This window comes from Dyadobacter sp. CY326 (genome assembly GCF_021390515.1).
GTDB lineage: Bacteria > Bacteroidota > Bacteroidia > Cytophagales > Spirosomataceae > Dyadobacter.
The window spans coordinates 1-21,422 of record NZ_JAJUXI010000005.1 but is presented as its reverse complement, the minus strand read 5'-3'; the positions used below and the strand labels follow the sequence as shown (position 1 = coordinate 21,422).

20 protein-coding genes are annotated in these 21,422 nt (G+C 41.8%); 13 read left to right on the top strand and 7 right to left on the bottom strand.

Annotated features, from left to right (window positions below; translation table 11 throughout):
- The first annotated feature begins 770 nt into the window (after positions 1 to 770).
- Positions 771 to 989: a hypothetical protein gene (locus tag LZG73_RS10715; protein WP_233848691.1), complete on the top strand. Its 219-nt coding sequence runs from the start codon at positions 771 to 773 to the stop codon at positions 987 to 989.
- On the opposite strand, the gene LZG73_RS10710 is transcribed toward LZG73_RS10715, so the two are convergent.
- Complete coding sequence (locus LZG73_RS10710) at positions 951 to 1,700, bottom strand: GIN domain-containing protein (protein ID WP_233848690.1); 750 nt, start codon at positions 1,698 to 1,700, stop codon at positions 951 to 953. The genes LZG73_RS10715 and LZG73_RS10710 overlap by 39 nt on opposite strands.
- Before the next feature lie 443 nt (positions 1,701 to 2,143).
- On the opposite strand from LZG73_RS10710, the gene LZG73_RS10705 reads away from it, so the two are divergent.
- Positions 2,144 to 2,977 carry a CPBP family intramembrane glutamic endopeptidase gene (locus LZG73_RS10705; RefSeq protein WP_233848688.1) on the top strand — a complete coding sequence of 278 codons (834 nt, stop codon included), beginning with the start codon at positions 2,144 to 2,146 and terminating at the stop codon, positions 2,975 to 2,977.
- A 178-nt stretch (positions 2,978 to 3,155) separates the two neighbouring features.
- Here the strand turns inward: LZG73_RS10705 and LZG73_RS10700 are convergent, their stop codons facing one another.
- Positions 3,156 to 3,692, bottom strand: coding sequence for a hypothetical protein (locus LZG73_RS10700; RefSeq protein ID WP_233848686.1), 537 nt, complete (start codon positions 3,690 to 3,692; stop codon positions 3,156 to 3,158).
- Between the two features lie 511 nt (positions 3,693 to 4,203).
- On the opposite strand from LZG73_RS10700, the gene LZG73_RS10695 reads away from it, so the two are divergent.
- Positions 4,204 to 5,058, top strand: coding sequence for a TraB/GumN family protein (locus LZG73_RS10695; RefSeq protein WP_233848683.1), 855 nt, complete (start codon positions 4,204 to 4,206; stop codon positions 5,056 to 5,058).
- A gap of 143 nt (positions 5,059 to 5,201) precedes the next feature.
- Here LZG73_RS10695 and LZG73_RS10690 read toward each other — a convergent pair whose 3' ends face one another.
- Both LZG73_RS10690 and LZG73_RS10685 read right to left on the bottom strand, forming a co-directional pair.
- Entirely contained in the window at positions 5,202 to 6,125 is a 924-nt protein-coding gene (locus tag LZG73_RS10690; protein ID WP_233848681.1) for an IS3 family transposase, read from the bottom strand.
- 5 nt (positions 6,126 to 6,130) lie between these two features.
- On the bottom strand, positions 6,131 to 6,508 hold the full coding sequence (locus tag LZG73_RS10685) for a hypothetical protein (RefSeq protein WP_233848679.1): 378 nt from the start codon (positions 6,506 to 6,508) through the stop codon (positions 6,131 to 6,133).
- 178 nt (positions 6,509 to 6,686) lie between these two features.
- On the opposite strand from LZG73_RS10685, the gene LZG73_RS25495 reads away from it, so the two are divergent.
- Entirely contained in the window at positions 6,687 to 6,809 is a 123-nt protein-coding gene (locus LZG73_RS25495) for a hypothetical protein (RefSeq protein ID WP_255697055.1), read from the top strand.
- Between the two features lie 538 nt (positions 6,810 to 7,347).
- Here the strand turns inward: LZG73_RS25495 and LZG73_RS10680 are convergent.
- Entirely contained in the window at positions 7,348 to 8,052 is a 705-nt protein-coding gene (locus tag LZG73_RS10680; protein ID WP_233848677.1) for a hypothetical protein, read from the bottom strand.
- A gap of 964 nt (positions 8,053 to 9,016) precedes the next feature.
- On the opposite strand from LZG73_RS10680, the gene LZG73_RS10675 reads away from it, so the two are divergent.
- The 4 genes from LZG73_RS10675 to LZG73_RS10660 all read left to right on the top strand — a co-directional run bounded on the left by LZG73_RS10675 (position 9,017) and on the right by LZG73_RS10660 (position 13,858).
- The gene (locus LZG73_RS10675; RefSeq protein WP_233848675.1) at positions 9,017 to 10,531 is read left to right on the top strand and encodes a hypothetical protein; all 1,515 of its coding nucleotides are present in this window, start codon (positions 9,017 to 9,019) and stop codon (positions 10,529 to 10,531) included.
- A 586-nt stretch (positions 10,532 to 11,117) separates the two neighbouring features.
- The gene (locus LZG73_RS10670; RefSeq protein WP_233848673.1) at positions 11,118 to 11,651 is read left to right on the top strand and encodes a YceI family protein; all 534 of its coding nucleotides are present in this window, start codon (positions 11,118 to 11,120) and stop codon (positions 11,649 to 11,651) included.
- Between the two features lie 232 nt (positions 11,652 to 11,883).
- Positions 11,884 to 13,227 carry an NAD(P)/FAD-dependent oxidoreductase gene (locus tag LZG73_RS10665; protein WP_233848671.1) on the top strand — a complete coding sequence of 448 codons (1,344 nt, stop codon included), beginning with the start codon at positions 11,884 to 11,886 and terminating at the stop codon, positions 13,225 to 13,227.
- A gap of 127 nt (positions 13,228 to 13,354) precedes the next feature.
- Positions 13,355 to 13,858, top strand: coding sequence for a hypothetical protein (locus LZG73_RS10660; protein WP_233848670.1), 504 nt, complete (start codon positions 13,355 to 13,357; stop codon positions 13,856 to 13,858).
- 35 nt (positions 13,859 to 13,893) lie between these two features.
- Here LZG73_RS10660 and LZG73_RS10655 read toward each other — a convergent pair whose 3' ends face one another.
- Together LZG73_RS10655 and LZG73_RS25555 are read right to left on the bottom strand one after the other, a co-directional pair.
- Positions 13,894 to 14,631, bottom strand: coding sequence for a LuxR C-terminal-related transcriptional regulator (locus LZG73_RS10655; RefSeq protein ID WP_233848668.1), 738 nt, complete (start codon positions 14,629 to 14,631; stop codon positions 13,894 to 13,896).
- Between the two features lie 1,067 nt (positions 14,632 to 15,698).
- Positions 15,699 to 16,436: a LuxR C-terminal-related transcriptional regulator gene (locus LZG73_RS25555; protein WP_304488736.1), complete on the bottom strand. Its 738-nt coding sequence runs from the start codon at positions 16,434 to 16,436 to the stop codon at positions 15,699 to 15,701.
- A gap of 1,208 nt (positions 16,437 to 17,644) precedes the next feature.
- On the opposite strand from LZG73_RS25555, the gene LZG73_RS10645 reads away from it, so the two are divergent.
- The 5 genes from LZG73_RS10645 to LZG73_RS10625 form a co-directional block, all read left to right on the top strand.
- Positions 17,645 to 18,010, top strand: coding sequence for a DoxX family protein (locus tag LZG73_RS10645; protein WP_233848666.1), 366 nt, complete (start codon positions 17,645 to 17,647; stop codon positions 18,008 to 18,010).
- Positions 18,011 to 18,017: 7 nt separating this feature from the next.
- Positions 18,018 to 18,749: a hypothetical protein gene (locus LZG73_RS10640; protein WP_233848658.1), complete on the top strand. Its 732-nt coding sequence runs from the start codon at positions 18,018 to 18,020 to the stop codon at positions 18,747 to 18,749.
- Between the two features lie 251 nt (positions 18,750 to 19,000).
- Positions 19,001 to 19,540, top strand: a complete 540-nt coding sequence (locus tag LZG73_RS10635; protein ID WP_233848656.1) for a cupin domain-containing protein — start codon at positions 19,001 to 19,003, stop codon at positions 19,538 to 19,540.
- A 127-nt stretch (positions 19,541 to 19,667) separates the two neighbouring features.
- A complete protein-coding gene (locus LZG73_RS10630; protein WP_233848654.1) occupies positions 19,668 to 20,240 on the top strand; it encodes a hypothetical protein in 573 nt (190 codons plus the stop codon).
- A gap of 130 nt (positions 20,241 to 20,370) precedes the next feature.
- A partial coding sequence (locus tag LZG73_RS10625) for a M12 family metallopeptidase (RefSeq protein ID WP_233848653.1) occupies positions 20,371 to 21,422 on the top strand: 1,052 nt, incomplete at its 3' end.

Sequence of the window (21,422 nt, the reverse complement as noted above, 5' to 3'; positions counted from 1 at the left end):
GAAAGTATCATTGTATGACGTAAATCCTTAGAGGTATCTGGTAGACGGAGATCAGAAGGAAAGAGTTGCCGCTTTCCAATCTTCGTTATGACTTGTCATAGAATTCCCGAACATCAAAAATGCATGTTTCCGGAAGGCTTTAAAAATTTGGTATCGGTAATTTTCAAAAAGGCGGAGCAACATTGTCCGCTTTTTTTTGACCGCTACAGCATCTTACGGTTGAAAATTAATCAGCATTTGCAGGTTATCATTGGAAAAGTGGAATTACAACATGTAATAGAGGTTATCTATAACAAGATGTAGATTTTTGAATTGTTTTGCACTGTTATAACAGAGATATTTTGCACAGTCGGGTTCATTCAAAACCGTAGTCCTCAATAGTCTTAGACTCTTGACCCGTCTTAAATATTGGTACCTATATCATGGCAATTTAATTCTGAAATTTTCGTGTAAAAGAGTCCTGATGATTACATCGGAGATCTAATTCATGGCCTATCAGGTATGTAGTTAAACGAACGAATTTTTACACAATCTACAATCATCCGAATCTTTTATAACAGCCGGGTTCATTCAAACCGTGGTCAAATGTAAAACAACGCTTGTTTTATAATAGATTAGTACTTTATTGTCATCGAGAAAGCAACGCAGGGTACAGCCAGAAATTCGGGCAGTTTGACCGGCTGGGTGTTACCGAGCGCTGTGAGAACGCTTTTGACCGAACGTTTGACTATCAATGTGAGCTGAGCGGGACCTTCTAATACCACAAAGTAATGCTGAACGGAACACCGATGGACGGCGCCGATATGATTGTGGCCGAGCGAAATCACCAGGCCAAACGAGCCAAAGAGCAGAGCCAGGCTTTCGAGCAGAACAAAGGGGAAAAGAAGGGGCTGGTGCAACAGCCTGAGATCAAGCCAGCAGGAGCAGCAGAAATTGAGGGGTTTAGGTTTTTAATTAAAATTTTGCAGGTCAACGTTTTGAGTAAATGATTTTGTAGATACCATTTGATCCATTGACGGATAAGTGATATCTGACTTAGCATTTCCTGTATTATTCAGAATGCTTTCAACAAATAACTTGGCTGTGAGTTGCTTCAAAACATTTACGTCAGCTCTGGAAAGCGTTTCTTCAGTCAAAGTCAAATCGTTTACTATTAGGTTCTTAGCATTTAGAATACTCTTTGTAAATAATTCTGCATGCGCAATGTCAGTTGATCCACTAATTTCCGCGTTACAGGATGTTGCCATTCTTAAATCTAAAAAATTTAGTTTAACTACTCCTTGAATTGATGATTTCGTTTGAAGCTTTACCAGCAGCGAATCATTTTCTAATGGAGAAAGCAATTTGATGTTAGAAGCGCTACCCAGTACACTATTTAAATTAATGAAATTCAGCGTTATTTTAGGACTTTCAACATTTCTTAATGGCTGGTTTCTGTCAAAATGTATAAAAAGCGTGTCGCCATCAACTTTGCTTATGATATGCTCAATAATATTCGATTCTGCGCTTAGAGAAATAAAATTAGCGGCTCCCTTTTGTAAATCTACATCCAGGCTGACAATTCTTAAATAATTAAAATTTGCAATCTCTCGACTCAAATTTATCATTTGCTTATTGCCCACAATTTCTGTCTTGATACTTTGAGCCATTACTGTGCTGCACAGTAATGCAAAAAAGGACACATATAATAGATTTTTCATGGTTTGAAGATTAAGTATACATCAATAGTACAAATTTTTATAAAATAAGTCAAATCAAAAAAATCCAATCTAATGACCTTGTTTCTCAGGCTGCGAGAGCATAAGGAACTGCCGCTCGACGCATTGTAAATCAGCAATTAGATAATATTTGTCGTACTAATGAATAAGTGTTACTACTAACTGAGACAGCGACTGAATGTCCTTCGGTGTTCTGTATGTAGCACTTAGAATTAGCATTAAACCAAATTCGAGCCGATTGGTATGCACTCCCAAGTGCTAGATTCATTTCACCAGCATACTCTCATTGATCGATAGATGCTCACGTACGGGCTAGTATTTGTTGGACATTTAAGCCTTTTGGCGTTATGATTACATGCTTACAACAAAAAGTAACTAAAATTCCCTGAGGAAACTCCTTTTCCCTTCTGTAACTGATTTAAGTGATGAAGATCAAGATTATTGTATTTCTGCTCCTTACTTTCGTCTGGAGTTGGCTTAACTGGGGTATTGCTCTATATTATTTAAAAAGTGGCGCAGTGCAAGATAGCGTGACTTATTTCATTAGTTTCTTTTTCATTGGAGCATATGGGCCTTCCCTCGCTGCAATTATTACAACTGGTTATTTTGAAGGAGGCACAGACCTACGAACTTTGCTACAAAAACTTCTTTTATGGCGGGCATCGCCCAAGGTGTATTTTGCAATTTTTACCTTGCCAGTTATATTCATGTTATTAGGAATCTATATCTACCATTTGTTTATCGAACCAGTTGGAGATTTTAGTATGAGCAAAGTAGCAATAATCCCATCTATGGTTGGGTATGGTCTGTTCGCTGGACCTATGGGCGAAGAACTTGGATGGAGAGGTTTTTTACTTCCTAAACTGTTGGAACGCCATTCTTCAACAAAGTCCAGTATAATAATTGGTTTGATCTGGTGTACTTGGCATATCCCTCTTTTTTTCGGGCCTACTGGGGCGCTTATTTCAAATGGAGACATCACCTTTTTAAATGTGTCGATTTATCTGCTTACGACAATTTGCTTATCTTATCTTTTTACTTACATATCGTCTATAACAAACGGCAGTGTCCTTATCGCAATTTTTACCCACCTTTCTGTGAACGCTAGTCTGCCCATTTTTTTCTTTCCCTATCTGACTTCCCCACCAAACGTTCTCATTGTATGGAAACTGACAATAATCCCACTTGTGCTTCTCACAGCGTATGTCGGGATCAAGAATCGAATTCGAAGAAATATGAAAATTAAGCCATACTTATAGCATTTATCAATATGACCAAGTGACGTAGTCTACTGTTTAACCACTGAGTGAGGCTGATCAAAGAGCTTTCGATAGCAGTAACGCAGCGTAAATTGGTTTGCTGTTTAACATATCATGTAGTTATAAAATAGGTTGTATTACACTGAAATAGCGTGGTAATGAGCCGGAAGGTTGCAGGTTAGCTGCTTTCAGAGCTCAGACGGTGAGCGATGATATTATTGATTCTAAGCCTGATGTATTGTTGCAGAAGGATAGGATAGACATTATATAGTATGTTCCAAAGGGTAATAAATAAAGCTGCTCTGACTTTGCCAATTGACAAGGCACTTACAGTGCTCAAGCCAAAAAACACAAAACAGCTACAATGAAATCTTTCCGCAATGGCAATAGCCTTCAAATGGGCTGCAACTCTTTTAAAACTCATATTAGATCTAGATTTGCTGCTCCACGCTTTCTCGATACGGCTAACAAGCTTACCATTCTGCACCAACCAAAGGACAATCCTAATGCCGATTCGCTCATAAGTCTGGCGCTTAGTGCTAAGTGCTATCGCTGATAGCCATTGATTTGGAATCGAGTATGCTACTATACTTATTACAATAATTGTGTACAGTGACCATAAAGACTCATTTTCTGCAAGATAATCACCCCAGTAGCTGCCGACTACAACAAAGGAGGCCAAAGTCCACAACATGTTGATTGACTGATTAAGCATAGAACTTGGTATTTCCGCTGAGATACTTGTTGGTTAAATATATTAGTATAAATGTATTGCAGCACAGAAAATAAAACGAACCAACTTTTAGACAATCTACAATCATTGCAATCTCTTCATGCACAGCCGGGTTCATTCAAACCGTGGTTAAAATGTAAACGAACGTTTATTTTACAATACTCTACATATGATTGTTAACAAGTATACAACGTCGGCCGCAGCCAGAAATTTTAGCAGTTTGACCAGCTTGATTTACGGGGCCGTAAGAAACTTGACCGAACGTTTGGCTATGAACGTGAGCTATCTGACACGTTCTAGTACTGAAAAGTGATGCTTGACGGGACTGCCATGCAGCGGACTAATATGCTCGTGGCTTGTTGGGCCACCAAGCCCGACAAGCCACGAGCAGAGCCAAGGCATTGAGGAAAAGCAAGAGTTGGCGCTGCAGAAATAGAGGGTTTTGAATTTGGGATGTGAAATAGTATACTTGGGTAAATAATAGCTGAGAAAAATGAAAAAACTTTTTATAGTAGGGTATTTTATTGGTCTACTTTTTCCAACAGCCGTTTTAGGTCAAAAAAATGAGTCCGTAGTATGGGAAGTATCAGGTAATGGATTATCCAAAAGTTCTTATTTATTCGGTACTGTTCATATAGCGTCGTCACAATTATTAAACCGCTTTCCAACGGTCATGAATATTGCAAAGTCCTCTGATTTTGGATTATTCGAAAAAGGTGGAAACGTGATCGGTAATGTTCAGGATGCTGATATCTATTCGCCGCCGCTGGATTCCATTTTTACGAAAAGTGAGTATGCCCTAGTCGACAGTTTTTTTACCGCTTCGTCATATGGAAGTATCAAACCACACAATAATAATGCATCATTACAAGGAATGGCACAGGCGGTCATGATGATTAAAAAAGGGGAGACGAAAGATCAGGATATGACATTCGATGACTTTCTGCACTTTGAAATGGAGCGTTTAAATAAGCCCACTTTTCAACTTGATGAAACCGGTCAAATGGCGCGCCAAGAAGCAAAGGCAGACCATAGGAAACTAGCACAGGTTATTATTATTTTGATCAAAAATGATCTTAAAGAGGAAGAAATAACGACTCCCGATCTATATGATCCGAAAAGTTATCACGATTCGTTGCGGAATGATATGATGCTTAATCAGGAAGCAAGCGTATTGCTTAAAGAGAACACAATTGAAAGGCATGAACTGTGGATACCTAAAATTATGTCAAAAATGAGTGAAGGGTCATGTTTAGTGGCAGTAGGTCTTGCTCATTTAAAATTTAAAACTGGCTTAATACAATTACTTCGAAGGAAAGGGTTTGAAGTTAGGGAGGTTAAGTTATAACATATATTTAAGAGAGAATTTCTAACGCATGTGCAAAATGCAATATTAATACTTATTTCAGGCTCCAAAACCAGAACCGGCTCCTTGATGCATTACGCTGACTTTACCTTACAGATTAGTTGAGTTTTAAATCATTTTGTAGACTAGTTGATTTGTAATATTCCAGTTGTTTTTCTTTTTGTTGGTCTCCACTTTTTTTGCATCGGCCCGTTACATTCATGAGCTTGGTTGGGTGTTAGATAATTGCAGCTTGCATGAGGCCTAGTCTGATTATAATATGTAATTGCTTCTGCCGCTAACTTTTTTGCCTGCTCATAAGAGAAGAAAGTCCGATCAAGAGAAAATTCCTCCTTCAAGGTTCGGTTCATTCTTTCTGCTAGCGCATTCTCGTAAGGATCTCCATTTTTGGTCATGCTGATATCAACTTTATTATCCTTCAAAAGCTGAATGTACGACTTTGAACAATATTGAACTCCTCGATCAGAATGATGGATTAACTTCAAATTCTCTGTTCCCATTATGGTTCTCAACGCTTTTTTCAGAGCTAAAAGTGGCCCTTCGGTCTGCAAAGATTTGTGCACTGACCAGCCTACAATTTTGCGAGAATATGCGTCTGTCACTAGGCTCATGTAAACAAAGCCACGGGTGAGGGTAAGATAAGTCATATCACTGACCGCCCGGCGGCCCGGCCATAATTGATTAGGACCGGAGATTTCTAATTCTCGAATTAGGTTTGGATAGCGACGCAAGTTGTGTCGCGAATTCGTTGTAATGGCTTTTCTTGTCCTCCTTCGAATCATTAAGCCATTGCCTCTCAAAATGTTAAAAAACTTATCCCGTCCAATATTGATACCATGTGCTATGCACCAGTCTTTCATCTGAAAGTATAGTTTTTCAGCGCCCACTTTATGATGCTGTAACCGTATCAATCGAATTTGAGCAACTAAAAGCCGCTCGTCATCAGCCCGTCGATCTCTGCATTTTATGGCCTCATACCATGCCTGACGGCCATACCCAAACAGTTCGCATAATGTTTTCATCGCCACCAGTGGACGCTGGTAGCTCAACTCCGTTACTGCTTGGGTCCAGACTTTTTTCGGATTGGAATGTCAAACTGCTTTTCATCGATATTGGTCATAATTTCCAATCCTTCATTCGTCAATTTAAGCCGTTCGTTTTCCTTTTCACCAGCAGCCAGTTTCTGCTTTAATGCCAAGAGCTCATCAGATTCTTTTTTCATTGGAACACGTGGTTTAGTCCTAAGCCAGCGGCCAAGACGGTAGCGCATGTACCAACGATGCCAGGCTTTAAGTGAAGTTCGAGAAATTTTGAGTTGACTCAAAAGTTGTTGGTCGGAAAATATGCCAGAGCGGCACAGCTCAACAACCTGAGATCGGAATTTACTGTTTTTGTAATTTTTCTTGACAACAACTAATTCGTTCACTTTCATTAGCTTACAGGGTTAGTGTAAGGCTATTTCAGTGTAATACAGTTTCGTAAAGTCAATGTCAAAAGCAGTGTGGAATTAATCAGTTTTGCGAACGACTGGCTTAACTGACCGCAAATCTTAGGCGCTGACTCCATTTCTATCAACAATTTGGCTTAAACCTGGCAAAATGAATGAATGAATGAATGAAAAATTATTCGGAAAAGCCCTTTATCAGCTTCTGACTTTCAGACTGCAAGTCATCAAGAGCCTGCTTGCGGCTAAGATTACCATGAAAGAATTGCAGGGCAGGCAGTTCGGATAGGCATGCTGCAACTTCTCGGCGTCATGCCCAGTAATAATCACTTCCCAGGTCAATGAAGCACTTGGCCAAGGCCCGACGACCACCGGTAATAAGAATTCTGTTTTGGGTTGTTTTCATGGTTGGGACTTGGTTATGCCGTGAGCCAACTCGGCAGGACCGGCTCACGGCTCTTCAGTAAATTAGTCGCAATCCTTTAGATTCAATCAGGCAACCTGTGGCAGTGGCCAGCATGGGCAGCGGTACAATGCTACTCGCAGGGAAGACCTTTGCGCCCCACTCTTTACCCGCTACCTCGATCAGAATCTTCTATACTATGTGAGTACTGCAAGCGGTGAGCTCATCGCATGCCCTGTCTTCGTCGCGGTGCTGCCTTTTAGTGGATACGGATATGTGCAAGCATTGCCAAAGACGAAACTGGCAAGGTCGTAAAGGCCTTAAACAACGCGCTGGCCTATTTTGGAGGTGTACCCTAAAGCAAAGTCTAATAACATGAAACAGTGGGTATTGCATAGCTCTCGCTACTAACCTTTTGGCAGCCTCAGAACCAGTGTGCGGCTACCCATCCGGCAAATCCCTGCCACCAGGCCGAATGGTTACTGGCCCCGATGACGAAGGCGAGTATACCCATACCGACAAAAACTGCCATGGGGATTGCCGATTTTTTCTGTCGGATATCCAGAATCAGCCAAATTAGTGCCACACCCGTGGTAAGGAAAGTTAGCAGCGGAATAGCGATCATAAAGGGCAATCCGCAAAAAACAATCAGAAATCGCCCGAGGCCCGGCCCCAGAATCATTAATCCCGTACTGGTCAAAAACCGCAGATGCCAAGATGGATTTTTGCGGTACACCATTCCCAGCGTGAACAGGGTGCCTAAAAACAGGATATCAGGAAGCCCATTGGTTAGCGCGGCCAGCGTCTCAGCTTCACTGATTACCTTGATATTACGATAGTACCCAGCGCGGGATACTAGAAAGAGCGAAATCAATAGCAGCGGCATTACCACATAGCTAGATTTGCCAATCAGTCGGTGTAGCGTATACTGTTTAGCCCGGATCAAAAACGACTGCGTAATGAGCATGATGATCCAGAGCGAGGCTATAAACGCATGAAAGTGATGAGCCGTAGTAAGTCCCTCAAACACGGGAAATTTTGATAGATACGTTGGGTAAAAGCCCAACGTGGTGATAATAAAGATTCCAACAAATAAGTATACGACGCGGTTTTGGAGCGATTTTTCCATGAAATGACTTTTTTTTAAGGATTGGCAGGACTGTAACAGAGTTGTGCTTTGGTTATTAATACAGCTTAATCATTTTAGCGGTCAGTAATCAAGATTTTCTAGTCAAAGGCAATAGTCTAAGACAGGCAGCAATTCGCCTGCACAGATGCCAGTACGCCATTGCGCTTCGCAACAGACTCATAAAAGCGGGCATTCAACGTTTTGCTGGCGGGCGTTTCAATGAGGCGATAGGTCAGCGAAGCTATTAACAGGGTCAACACAATAATGGCCAGACACCTTTGCCAGTCCGTCAGCATATCGGGTTTGAGCGGGGGGCCACCGGTTGCTGGGCTGAGCGACCAAGACCTGCTTGTAAACATTGCGGTGCAAACTTATGCCAGTGCGCTGGATCAGAAAATAGTGCAGATGCACTATATTTTACCAGGTACCACCAGAAAAACATTCCTGCTATCGGCGTTCTCCAGTCATAAATCAGATTTATTTTACTGGTTTCCTCCATATAGGTTTACAGCCAATCAATGACATCAAGTGCCTATGTAAACGAGAAGCGAGTTGTTGGCTTGCCTGGAGGGGTCGAACCAGCGATGTTCAATTGTGTGCCAGAAACGTTAAGGTCCTGGAACAAAGTCTACGTTGAGTAGTTCATTTGACCAGTTAATGATCTCTATCAGAAAGTAAGATACTGCATTTGCAATTGAGAGAGGATCAGACTGACCAGCAGCATTGAGATAAACTAGTGCTCATGCACTATTGTCGTCACCAAGGACTGCGACTTACCTTTGTTGCCATAAATAGTGTGACAGGCGACATCCCAGGGTGGCGGCTTATTGGAAAACCTTCCGTTTCTCCGGGCACTGTTCATAATAACGCGTTGTATTCCGATTGGGCTTAACATCACCTTATGCCGCAACTTTTGAACAATTTATGGCAAAGCCCATTAGGTATTTAACAAAATACAGATGATATGAAACGACTCCTTTTTCTCCTCTTTATAGCATTGGTTGCCTTTACCAAAGCAGAAGATTTTGTTGATCTTGAACAGATACCCATAACCTGGGATCTTGAACGAATTAAACTGTTCCATTTGCCTCCCCCGGATACGTCAGTTAAGGTTGTCTACGCGCCAAAGGCATATTACGACTCTCTCCCTGAGCATATTATCTATAAAACATACCCTGTTTTTGTTCGAGAGAATGAGAAACAGGGATATCTGGACTCTTTGCGCAACGTGGAACCTGAAATTGTTTTTGATCCGCGAAAGCTTAAAACCAAAGAGGATTGGATCAAAGCCGGAGAAATTGTTTTCAACTGGCCAGTTTCTTACCGGCCTGACACCGGCCATAACTCGACCATTGATTCTGCCTACATTAATGCTACCAAAGCCCGTGTTACTCCGGATGGGTTATACCCATATAATCGGTACGTTGTCTCTGAAAAAGGCAAGGTTTTGTGGGGTAGCTTGTCTTGCGCCTCATGCCATACCACTGTAACCAAATCAGGTCAAATGATCGCGGGAGGCCAAGGTACCGGGGCTGGTGATAGAGGTTTTGCCCATACAATTGAAACGCGAAAAATTCCGCTGGCACAACTACAAGGCATCATGCAGGTTCTCAGTTACACGCCGTGGGCACCAAAAGATTTGCCAACAAGGCCTGCTACCTCAGACGAATATTTGCAATCACTTAAAGCCACACCACCCGGGGTAATAACCAGACAAGGACTTGCCTATCTGTATCCGCTGACGATCCCAAGTCTGATCGGCATCAAGGATATAAAGTATCTTGATCATACAGGCCTGATGCGAAATGAGGGGCCGGGGGATTTAATGCGATATGCTGCCTTCAATCAGGGACTGGATATGCTTACATCCTACAATGGCTTTATTCCCGGACATACCGGTACATCCAATTCATTTCCGGCACTCAGTCAATGGAAGCATCCTTTTGGGTATGCAGCCAGAAAATATAGTGACGCACAGCTGTATGCCCTAACGCAATACCTTTACTCTTTAAAAGAACCAAAAAATCCATATGACTTCCCTGTTTCACAACTTGAACAAGGCAGGATGGTATTCAAACAGGCGGGTTGCGCGACCTGCCATGCGCCCCCTCTTTATACCAACAATAAGTTAACGCCAGCCAACGGATTCATTCCTCCGAAATCGCACCTTGGTATCTATGATATCTTTAATGTTTCAGTAAAAACCGACTCAGTTAGCACACTTTATTCGAGGCGAGGTACAGGTTACTATAAAGTCCCATCCTTGCGGGGCGTATGGCATCGCAGCGCTTTCTTTCATAACGGAAATCTCACCACACTTGAAGAAGTACTGGATCCCAAAAGACTTGATCCGCAATTTGTACCATCCGGCTATAAGCCTCCCCATCTGAAATCCATGGCCGTGAGGGGTCACACATTTGGTTTGAATTTAAAAAGAGAAGATAAGGATGCTTTGATTGCCTTTCTGAAATCCTTGTGATTTGGTAAATCATTTGTAACGTTTATACTATACCGTACTTTGAGCCCTGGTCCGCCTACCTCTTGGTTCCAAATTGTCAGAATGAGTCATATTGCGGTAATCCACGTATGTAAGTGCCATAAGCTTATCCATAGAAAGCCCGTAAAAAGGGTGCAACATTTTTTAATATCACCAGACTGTATGGTCTTGCCTGCACAATAGAATGACTCTGCCAGGGGAAAGCGTCTTTAAGTGTTTGATTATTTCGTTACCTACACTTCTCATCGAATTAAGGGCGCGTCAACCTGTTGACCATCATCAATATTATTCAATCTTGCTATTTTCTACTACAATCTAAATGCTTCAAATTTAATTAGTGCAGAAGCACTATTGTTGTGAAATGCTTAAATGCAGAAATTTGTCATCGAAAGAAAAACTAAAAAGGTGCACAATACGATAGTTAATCCTTTTGTTAAAGGACACTGTTTCAGTTTCCATGTTAACGGTTATTAGTGGTACAAATAGCAAATGCGAAGCATCGCTGCTAATTGGTGGAAAAATGCAGCCTAAATCTAAAATACATGAATTCACTATAAATCCATTTACAATGTCGAAGACCGTTTGGAATGTAGACACACTGCATTCAGAAATACAGTTTAAGGTAAAACATCTAGTTATCTCAACAATAACTGGATCATTTACATCTTTTTCAGGAAATGCAGTAACTGAACAAGATCAATTTGAGAATGCAGAAATAGCGTTTACTGTTGATGTGACTAGCGTCAATACAGCGCAAATCGCGCGTGATGAGCATCTGAGGAGCGCTGATTTTTTTGACACAACGAAGTATCCAGAGTTTAGATTTAATTCAAACACATTTACAAAGTTGGATCAGAACCGCTACAGGCTGGTCGGCAACCTAACGGCTAAGGGGGTTACGAAGCTGATAGAACTGGAAGCAGAATATGGAGGAACAGAAAGAGATTCCTGGGGCACTTTAAAGGTTGGTTTTCAGGTAAGCGGATCCATTAATCGGAAAGATTTTGGTATCACATTTAATGCATTGACTGAAACCGGTGGATTGGCCTTGGGTGAGAAAATTGATATTATTGCCAATATTCAGCTTGCCAAAGAAATTTAATAGTTAATGACGATAAGTATTATTTCGGGCAGCTCACATCAGCTCTGTCCATAATTGCTGGTGGCAGGCACTGAGTTTTTATATGGATAGTTAAAGGTTGAATTATTATCTGAGCGAGCTTTGCTCAATCGTTGGTTGATGCTGAATATGTCTGTGGACTTATCAATCAGCTATTTCGACCAGGACCGATTGTCAACATAAAAGCCATGTAAATCTGATGCCCTCTAATTAAATGCTAGCTCACAAGGAACAAACAATGAAAGAGTCAAACACGGTGGAAGTCATCATCATAGGCGGAGGTTACGCTGGGCTGAGTGCCAGCTATTATCTAAGGCAGTATGGGATCAGTCACACTATTCTGGAACGCGGGCAGGTTGGACAATCGTGGGTATCGCAAAGATGGGACAGCTTCCGGTTGAATACGGCTAGCAAGCTCAATACATTGCCTGGGTTTGACTGTGGTGAAAACGAAAAAAACGCATTTTGCTCCGCCCAGTCACTGGTAAGCTCGATGCAGGACTTTGTAAAGATGCACGAATTGCCTATTCGGCAAAATGTAATGGTCACACGGGTAGAGAAGGATCCTCAAAATAACAGCTTTGTAGTCACAGCACTGGAAAATGGAACTATCTGTACATTCCATTGCAAGCAGGTAATCATCGCTTCCGGCTCACAAAGCCAAAAGAAAGTTCCATCTTTGGCCTCGGCAATCCAAACGGGCATCAGACAAATGCACAGCAGCGAGTATCGTAGTGCTGCTGGGCTGCCTGAGGGCGGGGTGCTGGTGGTTGGCAGCGGTCAATCGGGTTGTCAGATTTGTGAAGACTTGATAAGCGCCGGAAGAAAAGTATATCTTTCAACAAGTAAGGTCCCACGTTGTCCAAGACATTATCGGGGCAGAGATATCATAGATTGGCTGATATTATCTGGCTTTTTTGAGACTCGCCTGGATCAGTTGCCCGATCCGGCTATGCGAAAGCTGAGAACCCCTTTGTTAAAAGGCACCGACGGTGGACGGGCGTCGCTGAGCTTGCAAGCTTTGGCAAGAAAGGGTGTAAAGTTGTTTGGAAGAGTAGAGAACGTCTCAGAATACATCGTCACTTTCTGTGACGATGCGCAAACCAACCTCAGATTTGGGGACGAATTTTCTGAAAGGGTGAAAGAAATGATCGATGGGTTCATCAAAGAAACTAACATCCACGCACCTGTTGCGACCCCTGATGTGGATGATGAGCCAGTTAAACCCGAGGATATCTTGAATAATGAAACCTGGGTCGACTTGAAGGCTTACCATATTTCTTGCATTATCTGGGCAACGGGCTTTACGTCTGATTTTAGTTATCTTAAAATACCTGTATTGGACATCAGCGGTTCCCCCATTCACCACGCTGGCCTGTCCGCAGTCGAAGGTGTATATTTTCTGGGCTTACATTGGCAACGGTCCCGGAAGTCTGATATATTATTTGGACTGAAAGACGATGCACGTTTTATAACAGATAACATTTATTGTAAATTAAAAGGCAAGCTTGCGCCAGCAGCTGAGCCTGGCCCGACAATTCGTGGCATATTGTATTAAGCCAAGTACTCGGTGTTTCGGGGGTATATGCCGGTATCCATACCGTAAAACGTGTAAAGTAAGTCTCCCCTATGGAAAAATCGTAGGCCGGGATGTAATCAATAATTAAAATTCAAACAATAAAAATATGTCAGGAAAGTTCCTGACCCAATTAGATTTAGTTATGAAAAATATTCAATTAACAACTTTGAGTTTCTCGTTTTTCCTTTCTTTAATGTTTAAGGAAGTGGTCGCCCACCATGCTGATCTAACCAGGGCTGACCAGGTTAGGGTTGAGTCCCACTGGATGATCGCGAAGGCACCTGAGAGTGACGGTACTGTTGCAAATCCGATGACCACGCATTTTTCGGTTTTACCAAAAATCACTGTGAATGACGATGGAAATGTGACGGTATATATTTTTAATCCCAGTCGTATACGTATCAACGTCAGCTTTCATGATGAGGCCGGACATGCATTGCACCGCGACAATACAACTGCTTTATATTACGGCAAAATACTGAATGTTTCAGAGCTCGTTGACGGGGAGTATAATATAACGCTTAATTCGGAAGCAGTTTCTGCTCGCTATGTTGTTAAAATCGGATCGGAGGCCCGTGAGATTAAAGTAAATCTGGTTTACACGCTGTAGTACCAACAAGTCGACGTGGCCGGGAAAATAGCGCATCACTGGTGCGCCATTTTCAAGATCTGTATGACGTTCTTGGAATTAGTCTTGCGTAGTAGATTTGCGCGGTGATTTCTCACTGTATTAACGCTAATAAACAGTTGGTCTGCGATCTGCTTACTATTAAACCCTTCTGCAAGCAATTTAAGAATCTCAGACTCCCTGCTTGATAAATTGGATTTTTGATTTTGTGGGGTGTAATTGTTTATTTTAGTGTAACCTAGGGGTCCGACCTTGTACCAGTCCAGCTGCACGTTAGAAAAAGGAGAGTCCTCAGATATATCACTCATCAATGAATGGTGTCCCCCTGGCTTCTGTCCCGGAGACTGGACAATTCGTTCCTCCCGAAGGTGAAAATACTCTGGATTACGCCATACTCTATATTGAATGATAAAACGGTGCTGATCCCAATATGTGGGATCTATGTCATTTTCAAGTATTTGAACAATCTTCCGACTACATAGATCATAAGCTTCCAAATCGTCGGGATGGATCATGTTGCGGTAATCCATATATGTCAATGTCACGAGCTTTTCCATAGTAAACCCATAGAAAGTAGCAGCATTATTCGTATACAGCCAGACCGTATGATCTTGACTGCACCAGAGAATTACTCTACCAGGAAAAAGCGTCTCTAAATATTTGATTATTTCATTACTGGCACTACTCTTTGGATTAAGGGACACTGAGTCCATTTGTTGACTATCCTCAGCATTTTCGGTAGGGTATGTTTTCATAGGATTAATCCCGGTATTTATAGATTGATGCAAGCCATAAGCTTCTACTAATCATCGCTAAAATAAATGCTAGTTTACGAATATTAAAAGTAATTAATAATTAAGTTCAAGCCAAAAACAAAGTCAAATGGTCCTAGCAATTTTATCTAATGGCTAAGGAGTTGCAATAAAATTTATAAACTAACTCCTAATACTGTTTCAGAAATTTGTCACAGCAACAAAAGCAAAGAAGGTAAAAATAAGATACTTCATTTTAAAGACTTCGTTACTTTTTTTTAAACGATCAACAGACACCCGAGTAACTCTGGCGAAGCGACTAAGCGCTTATAATTGAAGAAAAAAGTAATGCACAATCAAGATTTCATAAGACATTTTTCGCTTAGAAGAAACTTAGGCGTATTACTAGGATGCCATTGAAAAACTACCACCCATATTTACTCTTGAGCAGGCATTTTGATACAGTTAACTCACCGGCTCTTTCCTAAGCCACACGGATAGAGCACCCAATTCAACGATGCTTATGGGCAGAGCACCATAGGATAGATTGTTTCGTGCGTATCCGACGACTGGTAGGATCCCTGCAAAGATACGCGCTTCGGATAGGCAAATCGATCAATGATCAGAAGGTTCACTGGTATTCGAGAAAAAGTTAGTCATACCGACTACGCCTTACTTTTTGTAAGCACACATCCGCTTCGGGTTGTTGAACCTGACGATAGTAAATAAATCTTTGGCCGGGTCGTTTCGGCTGCATCGGAGCTCGTTTTAGACCATTAGGCGTTAGAGATAGTAATTATTCCGGGCTCCTTGGTCGTATTGAGTCAGTTGCATTTCTCAAGCAAACTCTTCTAAACCTGGAAGAGTTTGCTTGGGCACATAATCAAGTACAAAGCGTCAAAGGCATAATATTTAGCTTTCCAAAAGTGTAGCTAGATAATCTAGAATTTCATTACTTACCGCACTAGTAGGTTTTAGCGCAACTGAGTCAATTTGTTGATTGTCCTCTATCTTTTCATACAATTCTTGATTCTATGAGACGGGCAGCAGTAACTTTTGCCAACAAAAAATTAATTAAGAGCCATCTTTAACACCTGTATACCATTTTTGGAATTTGTCTTGCGAAGTAAATTTGCCCTGTGATTTCTGACCGTATTGACACTAATAAATAATTGATCAGCAATTTCCTTACTGCTAAAACCTTCTGCAAGTAACCTGAGAACCTCGCCTTCTCTTCCTGATAGACCTGATTCTTGATTTTGCGGGGTATAACTATTGATCTTGGTATATCCTAGGGGACCAACTTTGTACCAATCAAGCTGTACGCAAGAAAAGGGGTAGTCCTCAGTAACATCACTCATCATTGCATGGTGACCTCCGGGCTTTTGCCCCGGTGACTGGTAGATGCGTTCTTCGCGTAGTTGAAAATACCCGGTTTTACGCCATACCCTTTTGTGGATAATAAACCTATATTGAGCCCAATCAGCTGGGTTTAAGTCTTGCTTCATTACTTGTCCGATTTTACGGCTACATAGAACGTAACCTTCCAGGTCATCCGGGTGAATCATATGGCGGTAGTCCTCAAATGTCTTTGTGGCAAGATCCTCTGGTGTAAGTCCATAAAAGGCAGCAGTGTTCTTTGTATATAACCAAAAACCAAGTTCCTTGCAACACCATAGAATAACCCTGCCCGGAAAAAGAGTTTCTAGATATTTCACTGCTTCGTTACTTTCAGCACTCTTCGGGTTCAATGTTACTGAATTACTCTTTTGCCTGTCATCGGCAATTTCACCAAATTTGTTTTCCATAAAATTGACCTTTCGTACTAAGTGGAGAGATGTTGAACGAAGATTTATCTTCTAATGACAATGAAAGTTATATGTGTACCTACACGTATCGGCAAATTTAACTACTTTTTGAATTATGCCTGGGAAAAGCGCCATAATTCATCTCTAATTATATCTAACTGCTAACGAGTTAGCAAAAAATGCATATATGATCGGGACCTGATTTTGTGAAGGAATTCATTAAGGCTTTTCAACTCCTTTCCATCTTGATGCTTAATAAATTATTAATTTCATGCACCTTTTATTGGATAACTGCCAGTAAATCCAATCCCATATCAGTAATACTTATTTTATTGAGCACTTATCAGAGGGAAAGGTGCTGCACTGGAAGCGATGCTTTCGCTGCAATTTCTCCGTGATCCTAGACACGTTAGAGGAGTTGTTGGAATTCATCTTCTATACCTTTTATCTTCCTTGTAGACCTCATTAATATCAGCTAAAAAACCGATCACCCAGTTGCGTTATAAGGCTCAAAATAAATTTTTTTTTGTAGATAGTTTGCGACTTAGCTCACCCAGGTAGGATCTGCATCACGTTTTTTGGGAATTAGTCTTAGGAAATAAGTTTTAAATGATTCCTGTGAACAGACCGTACTCGATTAAAGCGTCTTGAAGATAAATATATAGTGCTCATGCACTATTGAAACAAAAAACTGGAAAGCAGAATTTTGTATTCGAAAAGTATAATGAGTGTGGAAAACACAATAGTCAATTCAATTTTTATAGACTCGGTAACATTTACAAACGCTCTTCGATACTGGTGGTAAGTATAGCGAGTGGTGAAGGAATACTTTAACAGGTGGCAAGAATGTGGCGCGCATTCACAAACGATAGGGGCCTACGAGCAAGCTGGCAATGACGACTGGACTAAGACAAAGTGCTTAACTAGTCCAGCAGGCTATGGCAACTTCTATGCAGTCCTCAAACCGGCGAGGTAGTAGGTGGGGAGAAGTTTTCAAAAGCCTAATTGATAACGGGCACTTTCAAACAATACTTAGTTAACGGTTATTGCTTAACCGGTGCTTTAGCGTACCAGCGAAAAGAAAATTGAAGCGCAAATATTGTCAGGGAACTACCTCTATTAGATCAATTGGCCATGCCATTGATAATTAAACTAACCAGTGCCTGCTTGGCCTGTAAGTGTAAAGCAGGTATACTAAAAACCATTCAATGAAAAGACTCAAAATTATCTACTGGACAACGACATCTCTGCTTGCTGTGATGATGATTGCTTCCGCTTATGGGTATTTAACGCAAAAGGAGATCCAGCAAGGCTTTGTTTATCTTGGTTTCCCTGATTATTTCCGAGTAGAGCTGGCTGTTGCCAAACTATTGGGTGCCATAGTCTTAGTGGCACCACTGGGTAGAAAATGTAAAGAGTGGGCTTATGCAGGCTTTGCTATCACATTTGTTTCTGCATTTATTGCCCATACAAGTCTTGGAAGTCCCGTGCTAAAAAGTATAGGGCCTCTTATGGCACTGATGCTATTGTTGATTTCTTATTTCTCCCGGGGTATGGGGTTGAGCATTAGCTGAAATAATCATGATTGAAATAGATTTAGTTTCGAAGGCGGCTCTAAATAACGCCCAGTGGTGCGATTTTGTCTGCTCGAGCTATGGAAATACGGGTTTATGGACGAAATCCATATGGGTAAACAAGGAAGGCAACCTTCCCTTTTATCCCAATGCAGTTACACTAGTCGGCAGTGAAGGTATACTTGATCAACGTCAATGGCTCAGGGATGTAATATCAAGTTCTTTATTAGGTCAGTTTGTCGTCAAAGACAGCTTCCACACACTGGATCTCTCTGATTTTGGGTTCAACGTTTTGTTTGAGGCTAACTGGATATTTAAGCTACCTTCTGATAGGCTTGAAGTGGATCGGCATCACTGGGTCAACATCAAGGGTGAAAGAGCACTTGGATTATGGGAAATGGAATGGTCAAAATTCAACCAAGTCCCATATCGATCAAACAACCGTTTCTTTCGCGCTGAGCTATTGCTAAGACCTGAAATCCATATCTTACTTGCCTTTCAAAATGGTGAACCCGTTGGTGGCGGTATTATTAGCGCTGGAAATGGCGTTGTAGGTATTTCAAATCTTTTTTATTCGCCCGACAGAAATATACCTATCTGGAATGGCTTGTGTTACCATGCCAACCAGTTCTTTCCCGGTTTCACTAATGTTAGCTACGTTGTTGATAACGCTTTGCCATTTGCAATTGAAGTAGGTTTCAAACCCATTGGGAGCCTTCGAGTCTGGAAGAAACCGTAGTGAAATTTTAAGGCTGAGACACGGCGCTTGCCTCCAATTGCAACACCAGTGGGTGGCTCGATACCGTTACCGACTCACTTGGCCAACACACTTGACCAACAATCTCCATCAGAAGGTTAGTAATATACTGCCTTTGCAATTAAGAGCGGATCAGGCTGACCAGCAGCATCAAGATAAATTAGTGCTCAAGCACTATTGATACCAAAAGCTGGAAAGTGGAATTTTGCAACCAGAAAGAAAACAATATTAGCATGGAAAATACCATTATCAATCCAATTTTTAAAGACGTTGTCACTTTTACTAAACGCTCTTCGGATACTGGCGGAAAGTACAGTACCTGCCAGGTGAAGCTTTTTACTACTGGGAAGAATGTAGCCCACATTCACAAAAAGTACACTGAAACGTTCCAACCATTACAAGGAAATCTAGGTGTTTGGGCTGGCGGGAAAACCATCATTGTAAAGCCTGGTGAGACCTTTACGGTTCCTATCGGCGTTGAGCACTACTTTTTTAATCCTGGCAGCGAGACCATCGTATTTGATATAGTCTTGACCCCTGGTTTCGAAGGCTTTGAACATATGTTAAGGATTTTGTATGGACTGGCAAGGGATGGCCAGACAGATAAGGAAGGACTCCCAAAAAGGTTAGCGCTGACAGCGTTGGTGGCCGAGATTGGTGACACATCACTACCCGGGTTTTTTGTTCTGCTAGCCCCTTTACTACGATTTCTTGCTAAGCGGGCCCGCAAACGCGGAGAAGAGAAAAGGCTGATGGATTTGTATTGCAGCTAGACTCCTAAAATCTAAATACCCGGATCTTTTATAGCGTTCCTATTTGCATTCATACTTTGCCGATAGGATACTTGCCTCAATGCTTGGCAAGTAATACCGCAGGTATAAAATAATCTATAATTATAAAATGATAAAAATAAAAAACAACATCGCTACACTTTGCTACTTTCTACCAGGTGCTTGTTACTTGACCGTGTTTGTAGTCTGGTCATCGTATCCTCAAAGCCATTCACTGAATGGCGTTTTAGGTGGTTTGTGGATGCTGGGGCAAATTGGGATTCTAATATTGCTGCCAAATTTGTACCGGCAAAAAATTGCAGGAGGGAGCCAATGGAAAGTGTTAGGCGTGGCCATTGCTGCATGCGGGGCCATTTCCTATTCGATCAACTACATTTTTGGTCATTGGCTCGATATGAACACGCGCATGTTCCTTCCGCTAGGCGCGTTGCTTTCCGGTGCCGGTATGCTCATCACCGGCATACAGGTGATTATTGCAAAACGGTGGCATGGTATCAAAGGTAAATTCCCACTATTTGTAGGGTTATACCCCTTTGTTGTAATGTTCCCTTTGCTGATTATTACCGGGCATCCCGATCTTACAGCTATAATGGGATGGGGGATACCCTGGTTTTTACTTGGCTTAGGTATGGCAACCAACAGACCTTCGGTCGGAACACTACTGTTACATCGAAATAAGTGAAAGATTACATGCTAACATGATGCTTAAAAAATAACGTATATACATTATAGTTAGTTTAAAACATTTTCATGATGTAATAATTGCTTCGGATTACACACAAATCTTTTATTAACAATTATCCTTTATTTTTATGAAATCAATTTTTCTGCCTTTATGGGCAACAGGGCTCTTTTTAGGCTCTTTACTTCTTAGTTCTTGTGAAGACAAGCTAGCAGAAACAACCCCGGGAAAACCAACAGACATTGTCAGTTCAGACAGCACCGGAGTTTATAAAGACGGTATGTTTAACGGTACTCCCATCCGCTACAAAGTGGTTAATGGAGAGGCAGTCTGGCAGGGTGACATCGTGCTCACCCCTGAGCAGCTCGGGCAACGCACGGACCCCAACGCCCGCATCGCCGGCTCGGGTGCGAGCGATTTATTTTTACGCTGGCCAAATGGGGTCATCCCTTATGAAGTAGGAGATGGATTCGATCCGCAGACACGGAATATAATCTTTAATAGTATTACCCATTGGCAAGATAGAACCTCCATTGATTTCGTTCCCCGCACGAATCAAACTGATTATGTCCGGTTCGTCGTAGCGGATGATAACTCATCCAAAATTGGCAAAATAGGCGAGATGCAGGAGATCAAACTCGTAGCATCCGCAGGTTCAAGGGCTGTCGTTCATGAGATTGGGCATGCCGTGGGACTTTTACACGAGCATACCCGCGATGATCGGGATAAATGGATTACGGTTAAGTGGGAAAATGTAGATGAAGAAGGAAAAGAAGAGTTGAAGACATATGGCACTCGATATCCAGGGTATCCTACTTTCGGGAGAGGACCATTAGATTTTCAGTCAGTGATGATGTATGGCTCTAAAGCTTATAGCTTAAACGGTCAACCCACCATGGTCCGGAAGGATAATGGCCCGGCCTGGACGCTCGACGATCAATTATCAGAAGGAGATGTAAATACGGTGGAGCAGATGTACGCCAATCTTTACATTGTTTGGAGTAACAACCTATATTCTGCAAGTTCCAAAACAGGCAATTACGTGAATCTGGGCGTTGGCTGGAAGGGTGCGGCCAAGGGAATTGCTGAACAAGGTCGCTATATCTGGGCTGTTCATGGAGGCACCCTTTGGCGAATTGATCGCTTTACAAAAGAAAGACTAGCGATGGGTAACGAGGATTG